The sequence below is a fragment of the Aminobacter sp. SR38 genome, from assembly GCF_014843375.1.
GTDB classification, from domain to species: Bacteria; Pseudomonadota; Alphaproteobacteria; order Rhizobiales; family Rhizobiaceae; genus Aminobacter; species Aminobacter ciceronei.
In genome coordinates this window covers 125,370-143,777 of the sequence record NZ_CP062120.1, presented here as the reverse complement: position 1 = coordinate 143,777, position 18,408 = coordinate 125,370, and the positions used below count along the sequence as shown (strand labels likewise).

Annotated in this window: 20 protein-coding genes and 4 pseudogenes; 7 read left to right on the top strand and 17 right to left on the bottom strand. The window is 60.9% G+C overall.

From position 1 onward, the window contains the following. Positions 1-161: 161 nt before the first annotated feature. From IG197_RS35780 to IG197_RS35735, 9 genes and pseudogenes are all read right to left on the bottom strand, one after another. Positions 162-1,210 (bottom strand): annotated as a pseudogene (locus IG197_RS35780) (transcriptional repressor gene korB). Continuing rightward, the gene (locus IG197_RS35775) at positions 1,207-1,971 is read right to left on the bottom strand and encodes a ParA family protein (protein WP_011114061.1); all 765 of its coding nucleotides are present in this window, start codon (positions 1,969-1,971) and stop codon (positions 1,207-1,209) included. The pseudogene IG197_RS35780 and the gene IG197_RS35775 overlap by 4 nt, the downstream one beginning before the upstream one ends. After that, a complete protein-coding gene (locus IG197_RS35770) occupies positions 1,968-2,276 on the bottom strand; it encodes a transcriptional regulator KorA (RefSeq protein WP_011114062.1) in 309 nt (102 codons plus the stop codon). The genes IG197_RS35775 and IG197_RS35770 overlap by 4 nt, the downstream gene beginning before the upstream one ends. A 105-nt stretch (positions 2,277-2,381) precedes the next feature. Beyond that, on the bottom strand, positions 2,382-2,711 hold the full coding sequence (locus IG197_RS35765) for a DUF2761 domain-containing protein (RefSeq protein WP_011114064.1): 330 nt from the start codon (positions 2,709-2,711) through the stop codon (positions 2,382-2,384). Position 2,712: 1 nt separating this feature from the next. Further along, positions 2,713-3,039 carry a KleE stable inheritance protein gene (gene kleE, locus IG197_RS35760; RefSeq protein WP_011114065.1) on the bottom strand — a complete coding sequence of 109 codons (327 nt, stop codon included), beginning with the start codon at positions 3,037-3,039 and terminating at the stop codon, positions 2,713-2,715. 208 nt (positions 3,040-3,247) lie between these two features. After that, positions 3,248-3,484, bottom strand: a complete 237-nt coding sequence (gene kleA / locus IG197_RS35755; RefSeq protein ID WP_011114066.1) for a stable inheritance protein KleA — start codon at positions 3,482-3,484, stop codon at positions 3,248-3,250. A 157-nt stretch (positions 3,485-3,641) separates the two neighbouring features. Next, positions 3,642-3,899 (bottom strand): transcriptional repressor KorC, encoded by a 258-nt coding sequence (gene korC, locus IG197_RS35750; RefSeq protein ID WP_011114067.1) that lies wholly within the window; start codon positions 3,897-3,899, stop codon positions 3,642-3,644. A gap of 16 nt (positions 3,900-3,915) precedes the next feature. Then, positions 3,916-5,124, bottom strand: coding sequence for a hypothetical protein (locus tag IG197_RS35745; protein WP_011114068.1), 1,209 nt, complete (start codon positions 5,122-5,124; stop codon positions 3,916-3,918). Between the two features lie 271 nt (positions 5,125-5,395). Further along, positions 5,396-5,824 (bottom strand): antirestriction protein, encoded by a 429-nt coding sequence (locus IG197_RS35735; RefSeq protein WP_011114069.1) that lies wholly within the window; start codon positions 5,822-5,824, stop codon positions 5,396-5,398. Positions 5,825-5,996: 172 nt separating this feature from the next. Between IG197_RS35735 and IG197_RS35730 the strand changes: the two genes are divergently transcribed. Further along, positions 5,997-6,260, top strand: a complete 264-nt coding sequence (locus IG197_RS35730; RefSeq protein WP_011114070.1) for a type II toxin-antitoxin system RelB/DinJ family antitoxin — start codon at positions 5,997-5,999, stop codon at positions 6,258-6,260. Further along, complete coding sequence (locus IG197_RS35725; protein WP_011114071.1) at positions 6,247-6,528, top strand: type II toxin-antitoxin system YafQ family toxin; 282 nt, start codon at positions 6,247-6,249, stop codon at positions 6,526-6,528. Before IG197_RS35730 ends, IG197_RS35725 begins: the two co-directional genes overlap by 14 nt. A 646-nt stretch (positions 6,529-7,174) precedes the next feature. On the opposite strand, the gene IG197_RS35720 is transcribed toward IG197_RS35725, so the two are convergent. Then, the gene (locus IG197_RS35720; protein ID WP_011114069.1) at positions 7,175-7,603 is read right to left on the bottom strand and encodes an antirestriction protein; all 429 of its coding nucleotides are present in this window, start codon (positions 7,601-7,603) and stop codon (positions 7,175-7,177) included. Between the two features lie 172 nt (positions 7,604-7,775). Here IG197_RS35720 and IG197_RS35715 point away from each other — a divergent pair, with 172 nt between their 5' ends. Both IG197_RS35715 and IG197_RS35710 read left to right on the top strand, forming a co-directional pair. Then, a complete protein-coding gene (locus IG197_RS35715; RefSeq protein WP_011114070.1) occupies positions 7,776-8,039 on the top strand; it encodes a type II toxin-antitoxin system RelB/DinJ family antitoxin in 264 nt (87 codons plus the stop codon). After that, positions 8,026-8,306 (top strand): annotated as a pseudogene (locus IG197_RS35710) (type II toxin-antitoxin system YafQ family toxin). Before IG197_RS35715 ends, IG197_RS35710 begins: the two are co-directional and overlap by 14 nt. Positions 8,307-8,938: 632 nt before the next feature. Here IG197_RS35710 and IG197_RS35705 read toward each other — a convergent pair. Continuing rightward, positions 8,939-9,367 carry an antirestriction protein gene (locus IG197_RS35705; RefSeq protein ID WP_011114069.1) on the bottom strand — a complete coding sequence of 143 codons (429 nt, stop codon included), beginning with the start codon at positions 9,365-9,367 and terminating at the stop codon, positions 8,939-8,941. A 172-nt stretch (positions 9,368-9,539) separates the two neighbouring features. Between IG197_RS35705 and IG197_RS35700 the strand changes: the two genes are divergently transcribed. The 3 genes from IG197_RS35700 to IG197_RS35690 all read left to right on the top strand — a co-directional run bounded on the left by IG197_RS35700 (position 9,540) and on the right by IG197_RS35690 (position 12,603). Next, the gene (locus IG197_RS35700) at positions 9,540-9,803 is read left to right on the top strand and encodes a type II toxin-antitoxin system RelB/DinJ family antitoxin (RefSeq protein WP_011114070.1); all 264 of its coding nucleotides are present in this window, start codon (positions 9,540-9,542) and stop codon (positions 9,801-9,803) included. Continuing rightward, entirely contained in the window at positions 9,790-10,071 is a 282-nt protein-coding gene (locus IG197_RS35695; RefSeq protein ID WP_011114071.1) for a type II toxin-antitoxin system YafQ family toxin, read from the top strand. The genes IG197_RS35700 and IG197_RS35695 overlap by 14 nt, the downstream gene beginning before the upstream one ends. Before the next feature lie 1,509 nt (positions 10,072-11,580). Then, on the top strand, positions 11,581-12,603 hold the full coding sequence (locus IG197_RS35690) for an IS110 family transposase (RefSeq protein WP_192321175.1): 1,023 nt from the start codon (positions 11,581-11,583) through the stop codon (positions 12,601-12,603). 254 nt (positions 12,604-12,857) lie between these two features. On the opposite strand, the pseudogene IG197_RS35685 reads toward IG197_RS35690, so the two are convergent. The 6 genes and pseudogenes from IG197_RS35685 to IG197_RS35660 all read right to left on the bottom strand — a co-directional run. Further along, positions 12,858-13,010 (bottom strand): annotated as a pseudogene (locus tag IG197_RS35685) (Tn3 family transposase); the annotation flags it as partial. 143 nt (positions 13,011-13,153) lie between these two features. Continuing rightward, a pseudogene (locus tag IG197_RS35680) lies at positions 13,154-13,789 on the bottom strand (Tn3 family transposase); the annotation flags it as partial. Beyond that, positions 13,686-14,159: a ring-opening amidohydrolase gene (locus tag IG197_RS35675; RefSeq protein ID WP_246765570.1), complete on the bottom strand. Its 474-nt coding sequence runs from the start codon at positions 14,157-14,159 to the stop codon at positions 13,686-13,688. The pseudogene IG197_RS35680 and the gene IG197_RS35675, both read right to left, overlap by 104 nt. Positions 14,160-14,249: 90 nt before the next feature. Next, on the bottom strand, positions 14,250-15,521 hold the full coding sequence (locus tag IG197_RS35670) for a hypothetical protein (RefSeq protein WP_218186845.1): 1,272 nt from the start codon (positions 15,519-15,521) through the stop codon (positions 14,250-14,252). A gap of 198 nt (positions 15,522-15,719) precedes the next feature. Next, on the bottom strand, positions 15,720-16,703 hold the full coding sequence (locus IG197_RS35665) for an IS5 family transposase (RefSeq protein WP_021444719.1): 984 nt from the start codon (positions 16,701-16,703) through the stop codon (positions 15,720-15,722). Positions 16,704-17,052: 349 nt separating this feature from the next. Then, positions 17,053-18,120: an IS110 family transposase gene (locus IG197_RS35660; protein ID WP_031303603.1), complete on the bottom strand. Its 1,068-nt coding sequence runs from the start codon at positions 18,118-18,120 to the stop codon at positions 17,053-17,055. Between the last annotated feature and the right edge of the window lie 288 nt (positions 18,121-18,408).

The following is an 18,408-nucleotide window of genomic DNA, read 5'->3' as shown; positions in this document are numbered from 1 at the left end:
CGGTTGTATGTTGTAGCGTGAAGCATACTACAACATACAACACTACGCAAGCGGTTTAGCTGAACTTTTTTTAGCGGCTAAAACGCGGGCAAAAAAAGCCCCGCTCGATGGCGGGGCGATGGGTGGGGGTCGGTGGTCGGCGATGCCCGGCGCTGGGCGTGTCAGCCCTCCAGCAGCGCGACAAGCTGCACGGTGCCAAGGTCGGCCTCGAACTCCTGGCCGTCATCCTCGTATTTGAGCCAGGCCCAGCCCTCGGCCGGGGGCCGGCGGTTGAGGATCAGCCGTGCCGGCCGGTCGTCGTGCTTGACCTGGATGATGGCCTTCTTGAGCTTGTCGGGGTCGGCCTCCTTCGGCTCCTTCTTCCCCTTGGCGTCATCATCCTGCGGCCCCTGCTCGCCGTCGCCGGCCTCGGCGTCGGTCTTGCCGGTCAGCGCATCGACGGTGTTGGGATCACGGTCGCCGTCCTCGTGACTGCGCTTGTCCTCCAGGAACTCGCGCAGCAGCTTCACCGAGCCGCGCGTCAGCTCCTGGCTGTCGTCGGCCAGCCAGGCGGCCACCTCGTCGGGGTTCTTCTTGTAGGCCGTCACCAGCTCGTTGATGACAGTCACGTCCTTGCCCCGGCCGCTATTGAACGCCTCGGCAATGGGTTCGGGCAAGTCCAGCAGCGTGACGTGCTGCGTGACGAAGGCCGGCGACTTGCCGATCTCCTTGGCGATCTCGCCCTTCTTCTTGCCCTTCGCCAGCTCGCGGCCGATGAAGTCGGCGATCTCACGCGCCGTCAGCTCGTTGCGTTGCAGGTTCTCGATAACCTGGTCGGCCTCGTTGTAGTCGTTGTCGATGAAGGCCGGGATCGTGGTCTTGTGCGCCCACTTCGAGCCGCGATAGCGCCGCGCGCCGTGGTTGATGAGGTAGCGCCCGGTGCGTCCGGGTTCTCGCGCACGCTGATGGGCGACTTCACGCCGCGCGCTTTGATCGTCTCGCCGATCTCCGCGATGCTCTCCGGCGAGAAGCCGGGGTTGTCGGCCGTGCGCGGCTGGTGCGGGTCTTCGTCGATCAGGTCAAGCGGCAGCTCCTGCGGGCCTGCGCCGCCGGCGTTGGCCGCCGGCTGCTCGTTCAGCAGGCCGGCCAGGTCGCCCAGCCCGTCCAGGCCCAGCCCGGACGATTGCGGCTTGTCCTGCTCCTTCTTCTTGGCGTTGGTCTTGGCGCTCATTGCGCGATCTCCATCTTCGTGAACACGTAATCCGCCAGCGCACGCACCTCCTGGGTGGCCTTCCGCGCGGCGGTCTTCTTGATCTTCCACACCGGCATCTGCTCGCCCAGCGCCTCGGCGATGCTGTCACGCGCGCCGATGCTGAACGGCAAGATGAGCTGCGGGTATGCCTGCTGCAACGTCGCCAGGTTGTTGACGTGGCGCGGCTTCCGCGCGTCCACCTTGTTCGGCACCATGCCGAGGAAGCGCAGCTTGGGGTTCTGCTTGCGCAGGTTGCTGATGACCGCGACCATCTTCTTCATGCCCTGCAAGCTGTACGCCTCCATTTCGATGGGCGACAGCATGTAGTCGGCCGTCAGCACGGCCGCCGTCATGGCGACGCCAAGGGAGGGGGCCGTGTCGATCAGGCACACGTCGAAGAACTCGCCCAGCGCGGCCACACTGGCCCGCAGCGCGGCGGCCGCCTGGGAAAGCTCCATCTTGTCCAGGTTCGCCAGGTTGGCGTCTGCCGCGATCAGCGCCAGGCCGTCATCCTCCCGGTCAGCGAACCAGGCGCGCAGCTCGTCGCCGCCGGCGGTGAACATGCGACTGGCGGGATAGCCCGAGTCGTGGCCGGCCAGCGTCCAGCTCGCATTGCCCTGGGTGTCCAGGTCGATCACTGCAACCCGAAGGCCGCGCTCCTGGAAGTCGAACGCCAGGTGGCAGGTTGCGAACGTCTTGCCTTGACCGCCTTTCTGAATTGCCGTGACCAGTGTTTTCATGAGTTGGGTTCCTGTTTCCTCTTTCCCTTGGCGTCGGCTTCCCAACGCTTGACGATGAACGCTTGATGCTCCGGCAGTACCGCCGTCACCCGCTCGAAGCCCTGCGGGAGCACTTCCCCCGCCACTGCCCACACGCGGCTGACCGCTTGCGATACCGCCCCCTTGGTCAGCCCCAGCGAGGCCACAAACTCGGCCTGGGGCCTTCCATCGACCAGCACGCCGCGCGCTATGTCGATGGTCTGTTGCCCGATCTCCAGGCCCTTGATCGCCGCCTGGAATTGGGCTTCGGTTAGCCGTTTCTTCATGGAGAACACCCATATAAACTCCACACCCGGTTGTTGAACAAAGGCGGTGCCAGCCGCCGACCATGTGCAGAAGTTTAGCTAAACTCGCCGCCCGCGTCAAGCGTTTTAGCGGCTAAAAATGGGCGCGTGATCTTCTTTCTTGGCGTTCAACCTGGCCGCGTCAGCGGCACTCATGAAGAACGTCATCAGCGGGCCGACCGTGCGGCTCGAACCGTTGGCAAAGCACACGTCGAACTGACCGCCGGCGGTGTGCGGATCGACGCCTTCCACCAGTCGCCAGGGGTCAAGGCCCCATTCCTCGGATTGCGCGCTGTACCAATAGGCCGGCGCATCGCCGTTCAAGTCGCTGGCCGCGTACTCGCGCACCAGGACGGCCACCCGGCCGGTGTTCGGCTCCACGAATCCCGGCGGGTAGGGTAGGGTCTGTTTTTTCATGTCAAAGCCCCTTCGGCTTGTAGATCGAAACGAAGTAGGTGATCGCGGTCAGCACCGCGAAGTACGCCAGGAACGACCAACCGGCATACACGCCAGGCGTGTTCCAGTGGTAGAGCATCCGCACGAACTGGAAGAAGGTGGCAATCGACAGCACCCACTTGAGGATCGGCCAGACCAGCACGGTCGCCACCCATACGAACTTGACCAGGCCGGCCAGCAGGCCAGCACCGGGGGCCTTGTTGGGGGCAGCAGACGCGGCGGCAGGCTCCACCGGCGCGGGCGCGGCGGGCTGCTCGATCTCCTTGGGGAACTTGATGATGTTGGACATAGCTTGACCCTCCACGCGCTTACGTGTTGAATGCTGGGTGCTCCCACTCGGAAGCATGGTTACGGTGTGCCAGCACCAGGCCAAGCGCCCCGGATCACTCCGGGGCGTTCCTCCACCTGGGGCCGCCCTTGATCTTGCCTCGGCTCACGCAATACTCCTTCTTGGCGTCCTCGATAGGCCCGGCCGTTGCCGACCGGGCCATGTGCTCTTACCAGCCGGCCCGGCGCTTGGCCTGCTCGACGGCTTCCATCGACCAATGGCCCTTGGCCTGCCCCTCCAGGGAGCATCCGGCGAAGTACGCCTTGCCGCGCAGTTCCTCGGCTTTGCACACCAGCTCGGCCGCCTCGGCCATCATGGCCGCGATCTCGTCACGGCGGGCCGGGAAGTCGGTCGCTGCCGCGCCCTCCAGCTCGTCAATCCAGGGCATAATCTTGTTGTCGCTCATCGGACTTTCTCCGGTAGTTGACCTGGGCAATGTGCCCGGCCTTCAAGTGCTATATTAGGGCAAAATGCCCTAGCCTGTCAAGCACTTTAGCTAAACTTTTTTCGCTTTACCGGAATCCGAAGGCTAAACTTTAGCCGCTAAAACCTTTCCCTTGGCGTCAATCCTCTTTCCAGATCACGCCCAGCCCGGCCTGGTCGCACAGGATCGCCCATGCCGCATAGGGAATCGGGGTGTCCTCGCCGATCCAGCGGCGGATCGTGCGGTCGCCCTTCGCGCCCAGCCCCAGCGCCTTCGCGGCCTTGCTGCCGCTGAACCCGGCCAGGCGCAGCACCTCTCGGACTTCCTCGCCGGTCGGTTGCGCCCAGCGTTCGGCCGGCTTCAAGCACTCCAGCCGGATATTGGCGTCGTTCGTCATTCGTTCGTTCTCCTGGTCAAGTGATAAGCCGCAACTGGTCGAAGCCGTAGATCGACTGGATGCAGCTCGGGTCTGAATCGACCACGCGCCGGCCTGCGCGATTGGTCTTGTACGTTACCGGCCTGTCGTCGTGCGCCCACACCTGGCGGGTGTCGGGATGCACCTTCACGATGATGATGCGCTTGCCGATGTAGCGGTCGAAAACCGGGTGATGGACGCTCACGATCTCGCACCGCTGGCCGGGCTTGAACTCCACCAGGTCGGCCGGGCCTCCATCGCCATTCCTGGCGATGCTGCAGGTTGCCGCGCTCGCTCGCGGCATCGTTGTTTCCGGCGATACAGGCCCGCCCTCGCCCGGCTCGGCATCGTCGGCTTTGACGATGCTGCAGGTCATCGTCGTTTCTGGCGATGCGGGATCTCGCTCCGGGCCTGCGCCGGTGATTTTTCCCTTGGCGTCCAACCCGGCGGCCCTGGCCGCCTTGATCCTGGTCGCGGCCTCGGCCGCCCAGCGCCTGGCGATGAAGGCCCGATGCGAGGGCAGCACCACATCGACCAGGACGAACCCCGGCGGCACCAGGACGGTCGCCGGTGCGCGCCGCGCCGGCGGCTCCAAGCCGGCCAGCCAAGCGGGCAGGGGAGCATCGGCCAGGCGGTCGCGGTAGCTGGCCTCGACCATCACCGGGCGCTTCTTCTCGGCTCGCTGCGCAGCCAGGATGCCGCGCGCAACCTCGTCCACCGTCATGCAGCCCTGCGCCGTGTCGAAGTGCGAGCGGTAGCCCGTTTCGGAGATAAACGGCCTGTCCAGGTCGATGACGTGGAACTGGAAGTGGGCACCCAGCGGCCCGCCGTAGCCGGCCTCGTACTCCACCAGGGCGCGCATGTCGCCATCCGCGACCAGGAACTGGCCGCGCTGGCCCCACAAGGGCACGTCGCCAGGCACCGCCGCGCAATGGCGCTCGATGACCTGGCCGGGCGCGTCGTGGTCGGCCATGCTGCCCACGTGCGTTCCGCCGTTCATCTTCCAGATGACGGCCTCGTATCGGTCGCTGGCCGCCTCGGCGGCCGCACCGTCACCGCGCATGATCGCCGCGTCGATCTCCACCACGGCCGCCACGGCGGCGGCCAGCAGCTCGTCGCGGTCGGTGGGCAGCTCGGCCAGCAGCTCGGCCGCCGGCGCGTTCCAGTCCTGGCCCGGCTGGGCCGGCGTCTTGCGTTTCTTCGCCATCGGCCGGCCCCTCGTGTCAGCACGCCGCCACGCGATCACGTCGCGGGCTTCGTAGCCGTGGCGCTTGCAGTCGTCGCAGAATCCCGAGCTGAACCCCTTGTGGTTCGTGCCGATCCATGCGGCCGGCTTGCCGCATTCGTGGCCGTAGGTGCCCGGCTCGGCGTTGTGGCACTTGCCGTCCGTCGCGTAGCTGTTCGTCGGTGCCTGGGGAGCGTTGTTCCTGGTCATGGTCGCCTCCTGGAAGCCCCGGCCGAAGCCGGGGCCGCCCTCATCAGTCAATAGCCCGGTAGATCGCGGCCGCCTCGGCGTGGCTGGCTGCGAAGCCGCGCAGGAAGTGATAGCGGTCGATCAGGGCATCGCCGGCGTCCGTGTCGGCGGCCTCGGCCGCGAGCTGACCCAGCGCGAACAGGGTTGCGACAATGCCGGCGGCGTCGGCCGACAACTCGCCTCGGAAGCCGTTGCCGTCCACCTCGATCTCCAGGCGGTCGGCCAGGTCGGGGGCCATGTAAAAACCGCCGTCCGACAAGGTGTAGTAGTGCCAATACGCGCCGCTGTAGCGTTCGCAGAGCCGGCGAAGCCAGGCATACACCAGGGCCTCGCCGCGCATCATCAGACGCGGGCCGAAGTAGGCGGGCAGGAAGTCGAGGCGCTGGGCCTCGGCGACCAGGGAAGCGGTAACGGGTTGCTCTTGGGTGTTCATCGGACTTTCTCCGGTAGTTGACCTGGGCGAAATGCCCGGCCTTCAAGTGCTATATTAGGGCAAAATGTCCTAATCGTCAAGCACTTTAGCTAAACGTTTTAGCCGCTAAACCTTGCCCTTTCCCTTGGCGTGCATTACAATGTAATTCACGAACCCAACCGGAGAACCAATCATGGCTGCAAACCAGCTCGTACAAACGCGCATCGACGGCGCGATCAAGGAAGAAGCGGCGGCCGTCCTGGCCGCGATGGGCCTTACCGTGTCCGACGCGGTGCGGCTGCTGCTCACGAAGGTGGCCCAGGACAAGGCGCTGCCCTTCGAGCCGCTGATTCCGAACGCCACCACCATCGAGGCGATGAAGGAAGCCCGCAAGGGCAAGCTGCCGCGCTTCGCCACCGTCAACGATCTGATGGCCGATCTGCATGCGGCAGATTGAGCGCACCGGCCAGTTCAAGCGCGACTACAAGCGCGAGGCGAAAGGGCAGCACCGGGCCACGCTCGACGCCGACCTGGTGCCCGTCCTGGTCGCGCTCGCCGACGACCAGCCGCTGGAACCTCGGCACCGCGACCACGCGCTGACCGGGGACTGGAAGGATCACCGGGATTGCCACGTCAAGCCCGACCTGGTGCTGATCTACCAGAAGCCCGACGCCGACACGCTGCGCCTGGTGCGCCTCGGCTCTCACTCCGAACTCGGCTTGTGATCGGCGCGGGCCTGGCCCCGCGTCTCACGTTTCATTGACACTTGAGGGGCGCTTTCCGCGCCACCGGCCGAGCTGGCCGACCCCCTTCCTTGGCGTAAAACCTGCGGCGGTGGAGCTGCTGCGATGCTTGAGGATCGCGCGGCCGGTCGAACCGCGGCGACCTGGTTGGGGAGTGTGAGGGGGCTTTGCCCCCTCGCAAGCTCTCGAACTTACTGCCTTCCGCCAGGCGCTTGCGCCTGGCTCTCCTAAGCCGTAGCGCCGAAGGCGCTCCATTGTGGGGTGAGGCCGCAAGGCGGCCGAGGGGCGTAGCCCCTGGGGGGATGGGAGGCCGCTTGCGGCCGGGTGGGATCGAGAAGGGGGGTTTCCCCCCTTCGGCGGCCGGTCATGCTGCGCGGTAGCTTGGGCCGTGTTGCCGTTTTTTTCGCCAGCCTCTGGTTAAAACTACCTGGTTATATAAAAAGGTTATAAAGACGGTTAAAAACCTGGTTAGCATGACCGAAAAACGCGCGTAAACCGTTGTCACGCCAAGGAAAAGCGCGAAGAGGCAGCCCCTCAAGTGTCAATGGATAAGCCCCCCATGTGTCAATACGCTGCCCCTCAAGTGTCAAGAACCGCGCCCCTCAAGTGTCAGTAGGGCCGCCCCTCATCAGTCAATAGCCCGGTAGATCGCGGCCGCCTCGGCGTGGCTGGCTGCGAAGCCGCGCAGGAAGTGATAGCGGTCGATCAGGGCATCGCCGGCGTCCGTGTCGGCGGCCTCGGCCGCGAGCTGACCCAGCGCGAACAGGGTTGCGACAATGCCGGCGGCGTCGGCCGACAACTCGCCTCGGAAGCCGTTGCCGTCCACCTCGATCTCCAGGCGGTCGGCCAGGTCGGGGGCCATGTAAAAACCGCCGTCCGACAAGGTGTAGTAGTGCCAATACGCGCCGCTGTAGCGTTCGCAGAGCCGGCGAAGCCAGGCATACACCAGGGCCTCGCCGCGCATCATCAGACGCGGGCCGAAGTAGGCGGGCAGGAAGTCGAGGCGCTGGGCCTCGGCGACCAGGGAAGCGGTAACGGGTTGCTCTTGGGTGTTCATCGGACTTTCTCCGGTAGTTGACCTGGGCGAAATGCCCGGCCTTCAAGTGCTATATTAGGGCAAAATGTCCTAATCGTCAAGCACTTTAGCTAAACGTTTTAGCCGCTAAACCTTGCCCTTTCCCTTGGCGTGCATTACAATGTAATTCACGAACCCAACCGGAGAACCAATCATGGCTGCAAACCAGCTCGTACAAACGCGCATCGACGGCGCGATCAAGGAAGAAGCGGCGGCCGTCCTGGCCGCGATGGGCCTTACCGTGTCCGACGCGGTGCGGCTGCTGCTCACGAAGGTGGCCCAGGACAAGGCGCTGCCCTTCGAGCCGCTGATTCCGAACGCCACCACCATCGAGGCGATGAAGGAAGCCCGCAAGGGCAAGCTGCCGCGCTTCGCCACCGTCAACGATCTGATGGCCGATCTGCATGCGGCAGATTGAGCGCACCGGCCAGTTCAAGCGCGACTACAAGCGCGAGGCGAAAGGGCAGCACCGGGCCACGCTCGACGCCGACCTGGTGCCCGTCCTGGTCGCGCTCGCCGACGACCAGCCGCTGGAACCTCGGCACCGCGACCACGCGCTGACCGGGGACTGGAAGGATCACCGGGATTGCCACGTCAAGCCCGACCTGGTGCTGATCTACCAGAAGCCCGACGCCGACACGCTGCGCCTGGTGCGCCTCGGCTCTCACCCGAACTCGGCTTGTGATCGGCGCGGGCCTGGCCCCGCGTCTCACGTTTCATTGACACTTGAGGGGCGCTTTCCGCGCCACCGGCCGAGCTGGCCGACCCCCTTCCTTGGCGTAAAACCTGCGGCGGTGGAGCTGCTGCGATGCTTGAGGATCGCGCGGCCGGTCGAACCGCGGCGACCTGGTTGGGAGTGTGAGGGGCTTTGCCCCTCGCAAGCTCTCGAACTTACTGCCTTCCGCCAGGCGCTTGCGCCTGGCTCTCTAAGCCGTAGCGCCGAAGGCGCTCCATTGTGGGGTGAGGCCGCAGGCGGCCGAGGGCGTAGCCCTGGGGATGGGAGGCCGCTTGCGGCCGGGTGGGATCGAAGGGGGTTTCCCCTTCGGCGGCCGGTCATGCTGCGCGGTAGCTTGGGCCGTGTTGCCGTTTTTTTCGCCAGCCTCTGGTTAAAACTACCTGGTTATATAAAAAGGTTATAAAGACGGTTAAAAACCTGGTTAGCATGACCGAAAAACGCGCGTAAACCGTTGTCACGCCAAGGAAAAGCGCGAAGAGGCAGCCCCTCAAGTGTCAATGGATAAGCCCCCCATGTGTCAATACGCTGCCCCTCAAGTGTCAAGAACCGCGCCCCTCAAGTGTCAGTAGGGCCGCCCCTCATCAGTCAATAGCCCGGTAGATCGCGGCCGCCTCGGCGTGGCTGGCTGCGAAGCCGCGCAGGAAGTGATAGCGGTCGATCAGGGCATCGCCGGCGTCCGTGTCGGCGGCCTCGGCCGCGAGCTGACCCAGCGCGAACAGGGTTGCGACAATGCCGGCGGCGTCGGCCGACAACTCGCCTCGGAAGCCGTTGCCGTCCACCTCGATCTCCAGGCGGTCGGCCAGGTCGGGGGCCATGTAAAAACCGCCGTCCGACAAGGTGTAGTAGTGCCAATACGCGCCGCTGTAGCGTTCGCAGAGCCGGCGAAGCCAGGCATACACCAGGGCCTCGCCGCGCATCATCAGACGCGGGCCGAAGTAGGCGGGCAGGAAGTCGAGGCGCTGGGCCTCGGCGACCAGGGAAGCGGTAACGGGTTGCTCTTGGGTGTTCATCGGACTTTCTCCGGTAGTTGACCTGGGCGAAATGCCCGGCCTTCAAGTGCTATATTAGGGCAAAATGTCCTAATCGTCAAGCACTTTAGCTAAACGTTTTAGCCGCTAAACCTTGCCCTTTCCCTTGGCGTGCATTACAATGTAATTCACGAACCCAACCGGAGAACCAATCATGGCTGCAAACCAGCTCGTACAAACGCGCATCGACGGCGCGATCAAGGAAGAAGCGGCGGCCGTCCTGGCCGCGATGGGCCTTACCGTGTCCGACGCGGTGCGGCTGCTGCTCACGAAGGTGGCCCAGGACAAGGCGCTGCCCTTCGAGCCGCTGATTCCGAACGCCACCACCATCGAGGCGATGAAGGAAGCCCGCAAGGGCAAGCTGCCGCGCTTCGCCACCGTCAACGATCTGATGGCCGATCTGCATGCGGCAGATTGAGCGCACCGGCCAGTTCAAGCGCGACTACAAGCGCGAGGCGAAAGGGCAGCACCGGGCCACGCTCGACGCCGACCTGGTGCCCGTCCTGGTCGCGCTCGCCGACGACCAGCCGCTGGAACCTCGGCACCGCGACCACGCGCTGACCGGGGACTGGAAGGATCACCGGGATTGCCACGTCAAGCCCGACCTGGTGCTGATCTACCAGAAGCCCGACGCCGACACGCTGCGCCTGGTGCGCCTCGGCTCTCACTCCGAACTCGGCTTGTGATCGGCGCGGGCCTGGCCCCGCGTCTCACGTTTCATTGACACTTGAGGGGCGCTTTCCGCGCCACCGGCCGAGCTGGCCGACCCCCTTCCTTGGCGTAAAACCTGCGGCGGTGGAGCTGCTGCGATGCTTGAGGATCGCGCGGCCGGTCGAACCGCGGCGACCTGGTTGGGGAGTGTGAGGGGGCTTTGCCCCCTCGCAAGCTCTCGAACTTACTGCCTTCCGCCAGGCGCTTGCGCCTGGCTCTCCTAAGCCGTAGCGCCGAAGGCGCTCCATTGTGGGGTGAGGCCGCAAGGCGGCCGAGGGGCGTAGCCCCTGGGGGGATGGGAGGCCGCTTGCGGCCGGGTGGGATCGAGAAGGGGGGTTTCCCCCCTTCGGCGGCCGGTCATGCTGCGCGGTAGCTTGGGCCGTGTTGCCGTTTTTTTCGCCAGCCTCTGGTTAAAACTACCTGGTTATATAAAAAGGTTATAAAGACGGTTAAAAACCTGGTTAGCATGACCGAAAAACGCGCGTAAACCGTTGTCACGCCAAGGAAAAGCGCGAAGAGGCAGCCCCTCAAGTGTCAATGGATAAGCCCCCCATGTGTCAATACGCTGCCCCTCAAGTGTCAAGAACCGCGCCCCTCAAGTGTCAGTAGGGCCGCCCCTCAAGTGTCAATACCGGGGCAGGGTTCCTAACAGGGTTATCCACAACTTCGGTGGATAACTCCATGCCGATCAGGCACTTAGGCCGCCTCGGCGGCCGCCTGGACGGCTCGACCAGGCCGAAATCGGCCGCTGCCCCCCAAGTGTCAACATCGCGCCGGCCCCGCTGCCCCTCAAGTGTCAACGTCAGGGCTGCGCCGGCCGGCCTCGGCCGACTTGTCCCGAAACTGTCCACAACGGCCGCGCCGGTGGGGCAGGGCAGGGAAGGCCCCGGAAACGGGCCAGGAAGGCCCGTCAGGGCCGCAAAGCCCAGCGGCGAGGGCCACCGGCCCGGTGAGCGTCGGGAAGGCGCTGGAAGCCCGCCAGGGGCGAGACGGGCGGCTCTGCCGCCTGGCTCGATGCGCAGCACGACATAGCCGGTTCTCGCGGCCGCCGGCCGGGAGAATCCCCCGCAGCTCGGCCCCTCAAGTGTCAAAGGGTGGATCTCATCGTCAGAAGCGGCGATGCGAGATCCAGCGCCGGCGTCGGCCGTCATCGTCGGAACTGGCGATGGGGCCCTCGGTTCATCGTCAAAGGTGGCGATGGTCGACCGTGGCCAGGACGTGGCCAGCCTCGCCGGAAGTGACGATGCTGCAGCTCGACGTGCGCGAGCTGGTGCGCGGTACTGCCTGGGGTCGCCTCAGAAAACGGAAAATAAAGCACGCTAAGCCGGTTGCAGCGGTCGTAGCGGCCTGAACTTGCCCGCGCCGATCTTGGCGCTGCTGCGCCAGAGGTAATCGCCGGTGAGGTTGATGTGTTGAGATGGACGGCTCCTGCTCCAACCGCTGTGCCATAGTGGCGTGCGGGTAGAAAACTGGAGGAGCAGTTGATGAAAACGATCGCGACGATTGGCCTTGATCTGGCGAAGAATGTTTTTCAGGTGCATGGTGTCGATGATGCCGGAAACGTTTTGGTTCGGCGGCAACTTCGGCGAGCTGAGGTGCTACGGTTTTTCAGCAGCATCCAGCCTTGCCTTGTTGGCATCGAAGCGTGCGGCAGCTCACATTACTGGGCGCGGGAAATCGAAAAACTCGGCCATACTGTCAGGCTTATGCCGGCTGGCTACGTGAAGCCGTATGTCAAAAGGGGCAAAACCGATGCCGCCGATGCAGAGGCGATCTGCGAGGCCGTGACACGACCAACAATGCGTTTTGTTGCTGCCAAGTCTGCCGAGCAACAGTCTGTACTGATGATGCACAAGGTTCGCGAGCTTCTTGTCCGCCAGAGGACGATGCTGATCAATTCATTGCGTGGGCACTTAAGCGAATTCGGCATTATCGGAGCTGGCGGAGCAAAGAACGTGCCCAAGCTTGTCGAACATTTCCACGAGATGCAGAGCACATTGCCTGAAGTGGCTCGGACAATCCTATGGGCGATAATCGATCAGCTGCGGCGCTTAGGCGCCGAAGTCGTAAAGATCGAAAAGAAGATCGTCGACGCTGTGAGATCTGACGCCGCAGCAAGGCGCCTTCTCTCAATACCGGGCGTAGGGCCCATAACGGCGAGTGCGATCACCGCGGCCGTGGCGGACATCAAGAACTTTTCTTCCGGACGGCGCTTCGCTTCCTGGTTGGGATTGACACCAAGACCGCACAGCTCCGGCGGAAAGGAACGCACAAGCGGCATCAGTAAGCAGGGTGACGGATACATTCGAAAGCTATTGGTTGTCGGTGCAACCGCAATAATTCGTTTCGCCAAAAATGGGAGCAGCGCCAGTCACGATTGGGCTGTGAGCCTGATGGATCGAAAGCCGGCACGCGTCGTAACGGTCGCACTTGCAAACAAAACAGCGAGGATCATCTGGGCGCTGTTGATACGAGAACAGCGGTATATGAAAGCCGTCACGGCTTAAGTGAGATTTCGGGCGTATCATTACGTCCGAGATGGCGGAGAGGTGCTGAAATGTGATGATCGAGCCGGTCGAACCGGAGACGAGGAAAGCCCCTGGGAGCATTGAGCTTCAAAGCTCGATGATGTGTTTGGGACCTTGTCTGCGGACTTCATCATGGCCAGCGACCAGTGCGGTCGCGCGAGTAGGCCGGACACATGATTGCAATCGACCGCGAGATATCACATGAATCACCCCTGTGCCGCAGGAGCCGTCCACACATGCTCCCAACCGAGCGGCGACAGGTACTGCAACAGCGCGTCATCAACGGCATGGCCGTTGCCACGCAGCGCGTGCGCAGCCCGTTCCAGATAGACCGTGTTCCACAACACGACGGCAGCCGTTACCAGATTGAGGCCGCTAGCCCGGTAGGGGTCTCCTCGTTTTCAGTGCAATAAGTGACGGTACGAAAAGCTAGCACTGGCGCGGAGGTGGTGTTGGTAGATCGTTGATTTCATTGACTTTCCTGTTCACTTTCAAATCTGCGATTCGTGGCGTCAAACCGTGGTCGGTTTCATCCATTGGTGCCAGTTATCGATGCATTTGGCCGCGAAGGCAGGATTTGGTCAGCATAGCGGTCAACCGGGAAGCGAAACACACCCCGCAAGTTGATGCTCTCCAGCCTGGTGGGCGCAATCTTCCCGATCAGTTCCGGTGGAATGACCTGGCGGCGGTTCGACCAGCGATCCAGGACCGCCTGCATCTGTGAGGTATTCCACGCCATCACGATGTTGGCCATCAGGCTCAACGCATCGGCCACAGCCTGCATTTCATCGACACGTTTGGCCTGCGCCGGGCTGATCCGGCCGGTATAAATGGCGCGCTTGAGGGCGTTAACAGCCTCGCCCCGATTGAGCACCCGGCGCAACTCGTTCCTGAAAGCGTCCTTGACAAAGTAGTCAGCCAAAAACGCCGTACGCAGCAACCGCCCCAATTGCACGCCAGCCTCATAGATTGGATCGCCCTGGGCGGCAGAACCGAACCGCGCAAGAGCTGCCACCGCACTGGCATGTCCGCTCATGACCGAGGCTGCCAGGTGCACCAGACTATCCCAATGCTTTTCGATCAAAGCGACGTCGACATTGGCTTCGCACACCGCAGCGATTTCTGCGGGCACTTTGGTGCCGCGTGGCACAAAGAGGTGGCGCTGTTACTTGAACCATGGTACCTATTTCTTCGGGGGCAAAATCCCTAGTCATTGAAACCCCAATCGCAAGCCGCTTCTCAGAAACTTCTTGTTGTGCCACTTCACGGGAAGTAAATACGGTAGCATGAGGAGTCATTACCCCCTCTGTTCCTCCAGACATTACAAAGGCAATTTTCTTCTCAACTTCTTTGGTGTCTACATTAAGATATTCCGCCATTAAGGACGAAAAAGAAGCAGTGCAAAACCCACGTGTGAAATCATTAACACAGCCGTTGCCTTCTGTCTTGCCCAAAATAGCTACTACTTCCTCCGGGTTTAACTGACCACTGTCAATTAACTCTTTCAAACCGGAAACATCATCGGGCGAATCCATAGGAATGCGATACACTTTTACATCGAGCATAGTCAATACCTCCTATTTTGCATTTTTGTGGGGGAGATCAACCCTCCCCCACACTTAAAACTAAGCAAATAATACACCAATCACTATAATTATGAATAATGAGGCAAGACTGTAAGGTAAGTTTCCTTTAATAATATCCATAACATTCTGCTTAAAAGCACCAGCAAGAACTGCTATGTTAATTTGAACCGGACTCACCTGGGTGCCAAAACCAATGGCTACTGCTACTAGACCTAGCGCTAAGGGAGATAGCCCAATTGCAGCCAGTGTAGGCAAAATTAACGCTGCGACAGCAGTAGATAGAGCTCCTACCGGGATAGCAAGAAGATATCCGATTAAAATGGCAATGGGTACAACCAAGACTTGGGGAACATTATTGACTAAGTTTGCAATAGCTACAAAAGTGCCAATTTCACCAATCATATTGATAAAGCCCAAGAACAAACCGACAGAAAATAAAGTTACAAGAAAAATACGACTGCCGTCTACTAGGGCATCTGATGCTTCTCGGGGACTAAACTTAGCACAGACCATAGTAAGGATTACTGTAATTATAACATTTATCGCTGGAGTAAAAATATTAATGTGAATAAGTTTGTTAATATTAGATCCGAACACCGCCATAATCAAAAGCGCAATAAAGGGTACCGCTTTTATCCACATTTGATTAACAGAATCAGTAGCATCCTCTGCAGCCGCAGCATTTTCACTGGTCTCACTTCCAGTGCCTTTAAACATAGTCCCCCGTTTTAATACTCCAAATACTGCAATTCCTATGCCTATCACAAAGAACAGAGCAACTATCGGCTGCATTAAAGAAAAATATTCAAATATATCAATCTTAGCCATTTGAGCCGCAACTACAGCATGACCCGATACTGGAGTGGTAGAAAAAGCAACTGCGGAGACAATCGTCATACCGGCTATAACTTCAGGCACCGCACCGAACGCAGCAAAGACTAAAGGTGCTATTACGATACTATTACTTGATGCTAACCCTGACATTAAAGTGGCTACTCCCTGGATTAGAACCATAAAACCTGCCAGTATCGCTATACGTCCTTTAAAATAATGATTAGCCAAATTTACAACAGAATTGATGGAACCAGCTTTTGTAACCATTGATGCCGTAGCGGCATACAAAATTGGAACCGTCATACCGAGCATTTTGGTAATGCCTTCTGTAAAAAGCTTATTAATTACTACTGCATCTAATCGTCCCAATATAATTGCTAAGGCTCCGCCTATGAATGCCGCAACCAACATATGCTGCTTCCGCACCAAAAGAAAGATAATAATCAGCAAAGGTAATACCAGTAATAAAAATTCCATGTTATTCATCTCCTCAAATTAACATCAATAGGTAAAAATCTTACGCGTTAGGGAAATGCTGAACAAATCAAGTTCAAGCGCCCGCGGACCGATTTCGAGCGCGTATCAGTGATGACCATTCGAGGTCGAAGACATTTTTCGCTTCCGATCGGGTCGTTCACGGGCTGTTGCCCCCCGTTTTCGCTCCTTGGTGTCCCATCAGGACGCACCTCGGGCATGAAGCGCCAACAACGGTCGGCGCGCCAGGAACAGATTGGCCAGGCCGAAGAGCGAGAACAACTGAGCTTCGTTCTTCGCCAGCCCGCGGTAGCGGGTCTTCTTATGCTTGAAGAGGTTCTTGACCACATGGAACGGGTGCTCGACCTTGGCGCGAATGCTCGCCTTGACGCGCTCAAGCTTCTCGAGAAGCTTCCCCAGCCGGTTGGCCGGCAATGCCTTGCGCTTGCTGCGCTTCATGGCGACGTGCCAGGTCACCTTGGTGCCCCGGTTCTCTTCGCGCTTCTCGACGCCCTGATAGCCCGCGTCACCGAGCACCTCCGTCTCCTTACCGTGCAGCAGCTTGTGCGTCTGGCTCACGTCGCTCACGTGGGCGGCCGTCGCGACCACCGCATGCACCAAGCCTGACTCGGCATCGACGCCGATGTGCGCCTTCATCCCGAAGTACCACTGGTTGCCCTTCTTTGCTTGGTGCATCTCGGGGTCGCGCGCCTTGGCGCGGTTCTTGGTCGAGGGCGGCGCAGCGATCAGGGTGGCATCAACGATGGTGCCCTCGCGCATCATCAGGCCCTTCTCGGCGAGATGCGTCTTGATGACCTCGAAGATCTTGCGCGTAAGCCCGTGCGTCTCCAGCAGGCGGCGGAACTTCAACAGCGTGGTCGCGTCGGGCGCCGCTTCCCGAGCCAAGTCGATGCCGACGAAGCCGCGGATCGCCTGGCTGTCGTAGATCGCGTCCTCAATCCCTTCGTCCGACAACCCGAAACACTGCTGCGCCACGTACATCCGCAGCATCCGTCCCACCCCGATCGGCGGGCGCCCGCGACCCGCGCCCTTCGGGTAGAACGGCTCGATCTCGGCCTCCAGCGCCGACCACGGCGTCACCGCCTCGATCTCGGCGAGGAACCGGTCACGCCGCGTCTGCTTCTTCTTGGCGGCGTACTCCAGCTCGGAAAAGCTCGATTGCATCGGTTGAGGTCCCGTTGTGGCTCAGCAGCGGCCATTATCTCAAAGGCATCCCACCAGCCGGGCGGTGGCGGACGAATAAATCAGTGGCTCCAATGAAAGAACGCAAGGGACAACACGCCTTCAACTGGCGGCTTTTCTTGGGTTCGGTTTCGTTTTGATCGGCGATTTTGCCGATCGGCTAAATCTCTTCCTTCCGCTGGATGGGTGATTTCCCGCCCCTCGGTTCTCGAACCAATCTCCAATACGTGACCTGATGCGTTAGCTTCGGTCACAGAGTGACGTTCGGCTCCCGGTTTCCCATTCTCCTTTATGAGCGCAGCCCAGACCTGCCGGGCTCGCTAGCCAGCGATCAGGACAACCGGGATATTGTCGACGTGCTCTCCATGTTGCTTTCGCCGCGCTGCTCGTAGGCGCGCTGGTCCCGCAGGATCTGGAAGGCGATCGTCAAAAGCTTGCGCGCGATGGCCACACGCGCCTTGTTTGTTCCTCTGATCTTCAGATGTTCGTATTGGGCGCGAAGCTGCGGATCGCTGGCGATGGCAGGAGAAACGGCTTCGACGAAAGCCCAGCGCAGCCACTTGTTGCCTTGCCGGATGATCTTACCGTGGAAGGTCTTGCCGCCGGAGGAATAGGTCGACGGCACCAGTCCGGCATAGGCGGCGAGCTTCTTCGGGTTGCGAAACCGCGATATGTCGTCGATCTCCGCGTCGATCAGTCTTGCAAAGAACTCGCCGATGCCGGGGATCGTCTTCAACAGCTTCACATTGGCATTGGCTTTGGTCATCGCCCGGATCGTCGCTTCCGATTGCTTGATCCTGACATCGATGTCGCCGATGAAGGCAAGACCTCGGTCGATCTGAATGCGGTCGATCTCCGAGACCTTGACCTGCGCAAGTTGAATGCGGCCGGCCTTGCCAAACAGGTCGCCCAGCTTCTTCAGCTGCGCCGTCTGCTCCGGATACCGATCAAACACCGTGACGATACGGTTCTTCGTCATCGTGCGCAGCCGCACATAAAACATTCGCTCGCGTAGCGCGACACGCAGCTCTCGGGCCTTTTCGCCGGGTGCCCAAGCCTCCGGCACCAGGTCGGCTCGCAGCAGATGCGCCAGCACCGTCGCATCGATCTTGTCCGTCTTGATCTTGGCGTCAGCGATCGCCTTGACCTTCAATGGATGGGCGAGAACGACATCATCACAAATGTCGTCGAGCCAGTCGTAGATCACCATCCAGTTGCGGGTCGCCTCGACAACCGCATGGCTATTCTCACGATATCGCTCCAGAAACCCGCCTAGCGACTGGCGGTCGTTCTTCACCCGGCCGGATCTCAGCGTCTTGCCACTGCTGTCCTGTACAACCAGGTGGCTGTAGGATTTGTGGTAGTCGACCCCGATGTGGTATTCATAAGAGGCAGTCATGCTTCCAACTCCCTTATTGAGATCTTCAAAACCCCAATAGGATAAGCCGAAAGGCTGGAAGTGTGACTGTCCCTCTATCATCACCTGCATCTCAGTGATCCGTTCTCTCAGCGGCGGCGACCTCTTTCATGTCACCTCCTTGTTGTTGAGGGGGGCGGGCGCGCCTCTTCGCGCCGCTGGCATTGTGCCCGGCAAAGGCGTTGTGCGCATGCCGGGCGCTACCGCCATTGCTTTCTGGGGACGCTGTGTGTCTTTGTTTAACGACTGAGATTGTGGGTATCCTGCGTT

Bases quoted from the DNA above. Each gene is read 5' to 3' on its own strand.
- IG197_RS35775 (WP_011114061.1), bottom strand. From the start codon at position 1,971: ATGAAAACACTGGTCACGGCAATTCAGAAAGGCGGTCAAGGCAAGACG.
- IG197_RS35770 (WP_011114062.1), bottom strand. From the start codon at position 2,276: ATGAAGAAACGGCTAACCGAAGCCCAATTCCAGGCGGCGATCAAGGGC.
- IG197_RS35765 (WP_011114064.1), bottom strand. From the start codon at position 2,711: ATGAAAAAACAGACCCTACCCTACCCGCCGGGATTCGTGGAGCCGAAC.
- kleE (WP_011114065.1), bottom strand. From the start codon at position 3,039: ATGTCCAACATCATCAAGTTCCCCAAGGAGATCGAGCAGCCCGCCGCG.
- kleA (WP_011114066.1), bottom strand. From the start codon at position 3,484: ATGAGCGACAACAAGATTATGCCCTGGATTGACGAGCTGGAGGGCGCG.
- korC (WP_011114067.1), bottom strand. From the start codon at position 3,899: ATGACGAACGACGCCAATATCCGGCTGGAGTGCTTGAAGCCGGCCGAA.
- IG197_RS35745 (WP_011114068.1), bottom strand. From the start codon at position 5,124: ATGGCGAAGAAACGCAAGACGCCGGCCCAGCCGGGCCAGGACTGGAAC.
- IG197_RS35735 (WP_011114069.1), bottom strand. From the start codon at position 5,824: ATGAACACCCAAGAGCAACCCGTTACCGCTTCCCTGGTCGCCGAGGCC.
- IG197_RS35730 (WP_011114070.1), top strand. From the start codon at position 5,997: ATGGCTGCAAACCAGCTCGTACAAACGCGCATCGACGGCGCGATCAAG.
- IG197_RS35725 (WP_011114071.1), top strand. From the start codon at position 6,247: ATGCGGCAGATTGAGCGCACCGGCCAGTTCAAGCGCGACTACAAGCGC.
- IG197_RS35720 (WP_011114069.1), bottom strand. From the start codon at position 7,603: ATGAACACCCAAGAGCAACCCGTTACCGCTTCCCTGGTCGCCGAGGCC.
- IG197_RS35715 (WP_011114070.1), top strand. From the start codon at position 7,776: ATGGCTGCAAACCAGCTCGTACAAACGCGCATCGACGGCGCGATCAAG.
- IG197_RS35705 (WP_011114069.1), bottom strand. From the start codon at position 9,367: ATGAACACCCAAGAGCAACCCGTTACCGCTTCCCTGGTCGCCGAGGCC.
- IG197_RS35700 (WP_011114070.1), top strand. From the start codon at position 9,540: ATGGCTGCAAACCAGCTCGTACAAACGCGCATCGACGGCGCGATCAAG.
- IG197_RS35695 (WP_011114071.1), top strand. From the start codon at position 9,790: ATGCGGCAGATTGAGCGCACCGGCCAGTTCAAGCGCGACTACAAGCGC.
- IG197_RS35690 (WP_192321175.1), top strand. From the start codon at position 11,581: ATGAAAACGATCGCGACGATTGGCCTTGATCTGGCGAAGAATGTTTTT.
- IG197_RS35675 (WP_246765570.1), bottom strand. From the start codon at position 14,159: ATGGATTCGCCCGATGATGTTTCCGGTTTGAAAGAGTTAATTGACAGT.
- IG197_RS35670 (WP_218186845.1), bottom strand. From the start codon at position 15,521: ATGGAATTTTTATTACTGGTATTACCTTTGCTGATTATTATCTTTCTT.
- IG197_RS35665 (WP_021444719.1), bottom strand. From the start codon at position 16,703: ATGCAATCGAGCTTTTCCGAGCTGGAGTACGCCGCCAAGAAGAAGCAG.
- IG197_RS35660 (WP_031303603.1), bottom strand. From the start codon at position 18,120: ATGACTGCCTCTTATGAATACCACATCGGGGTCGACTACCACAAATCC.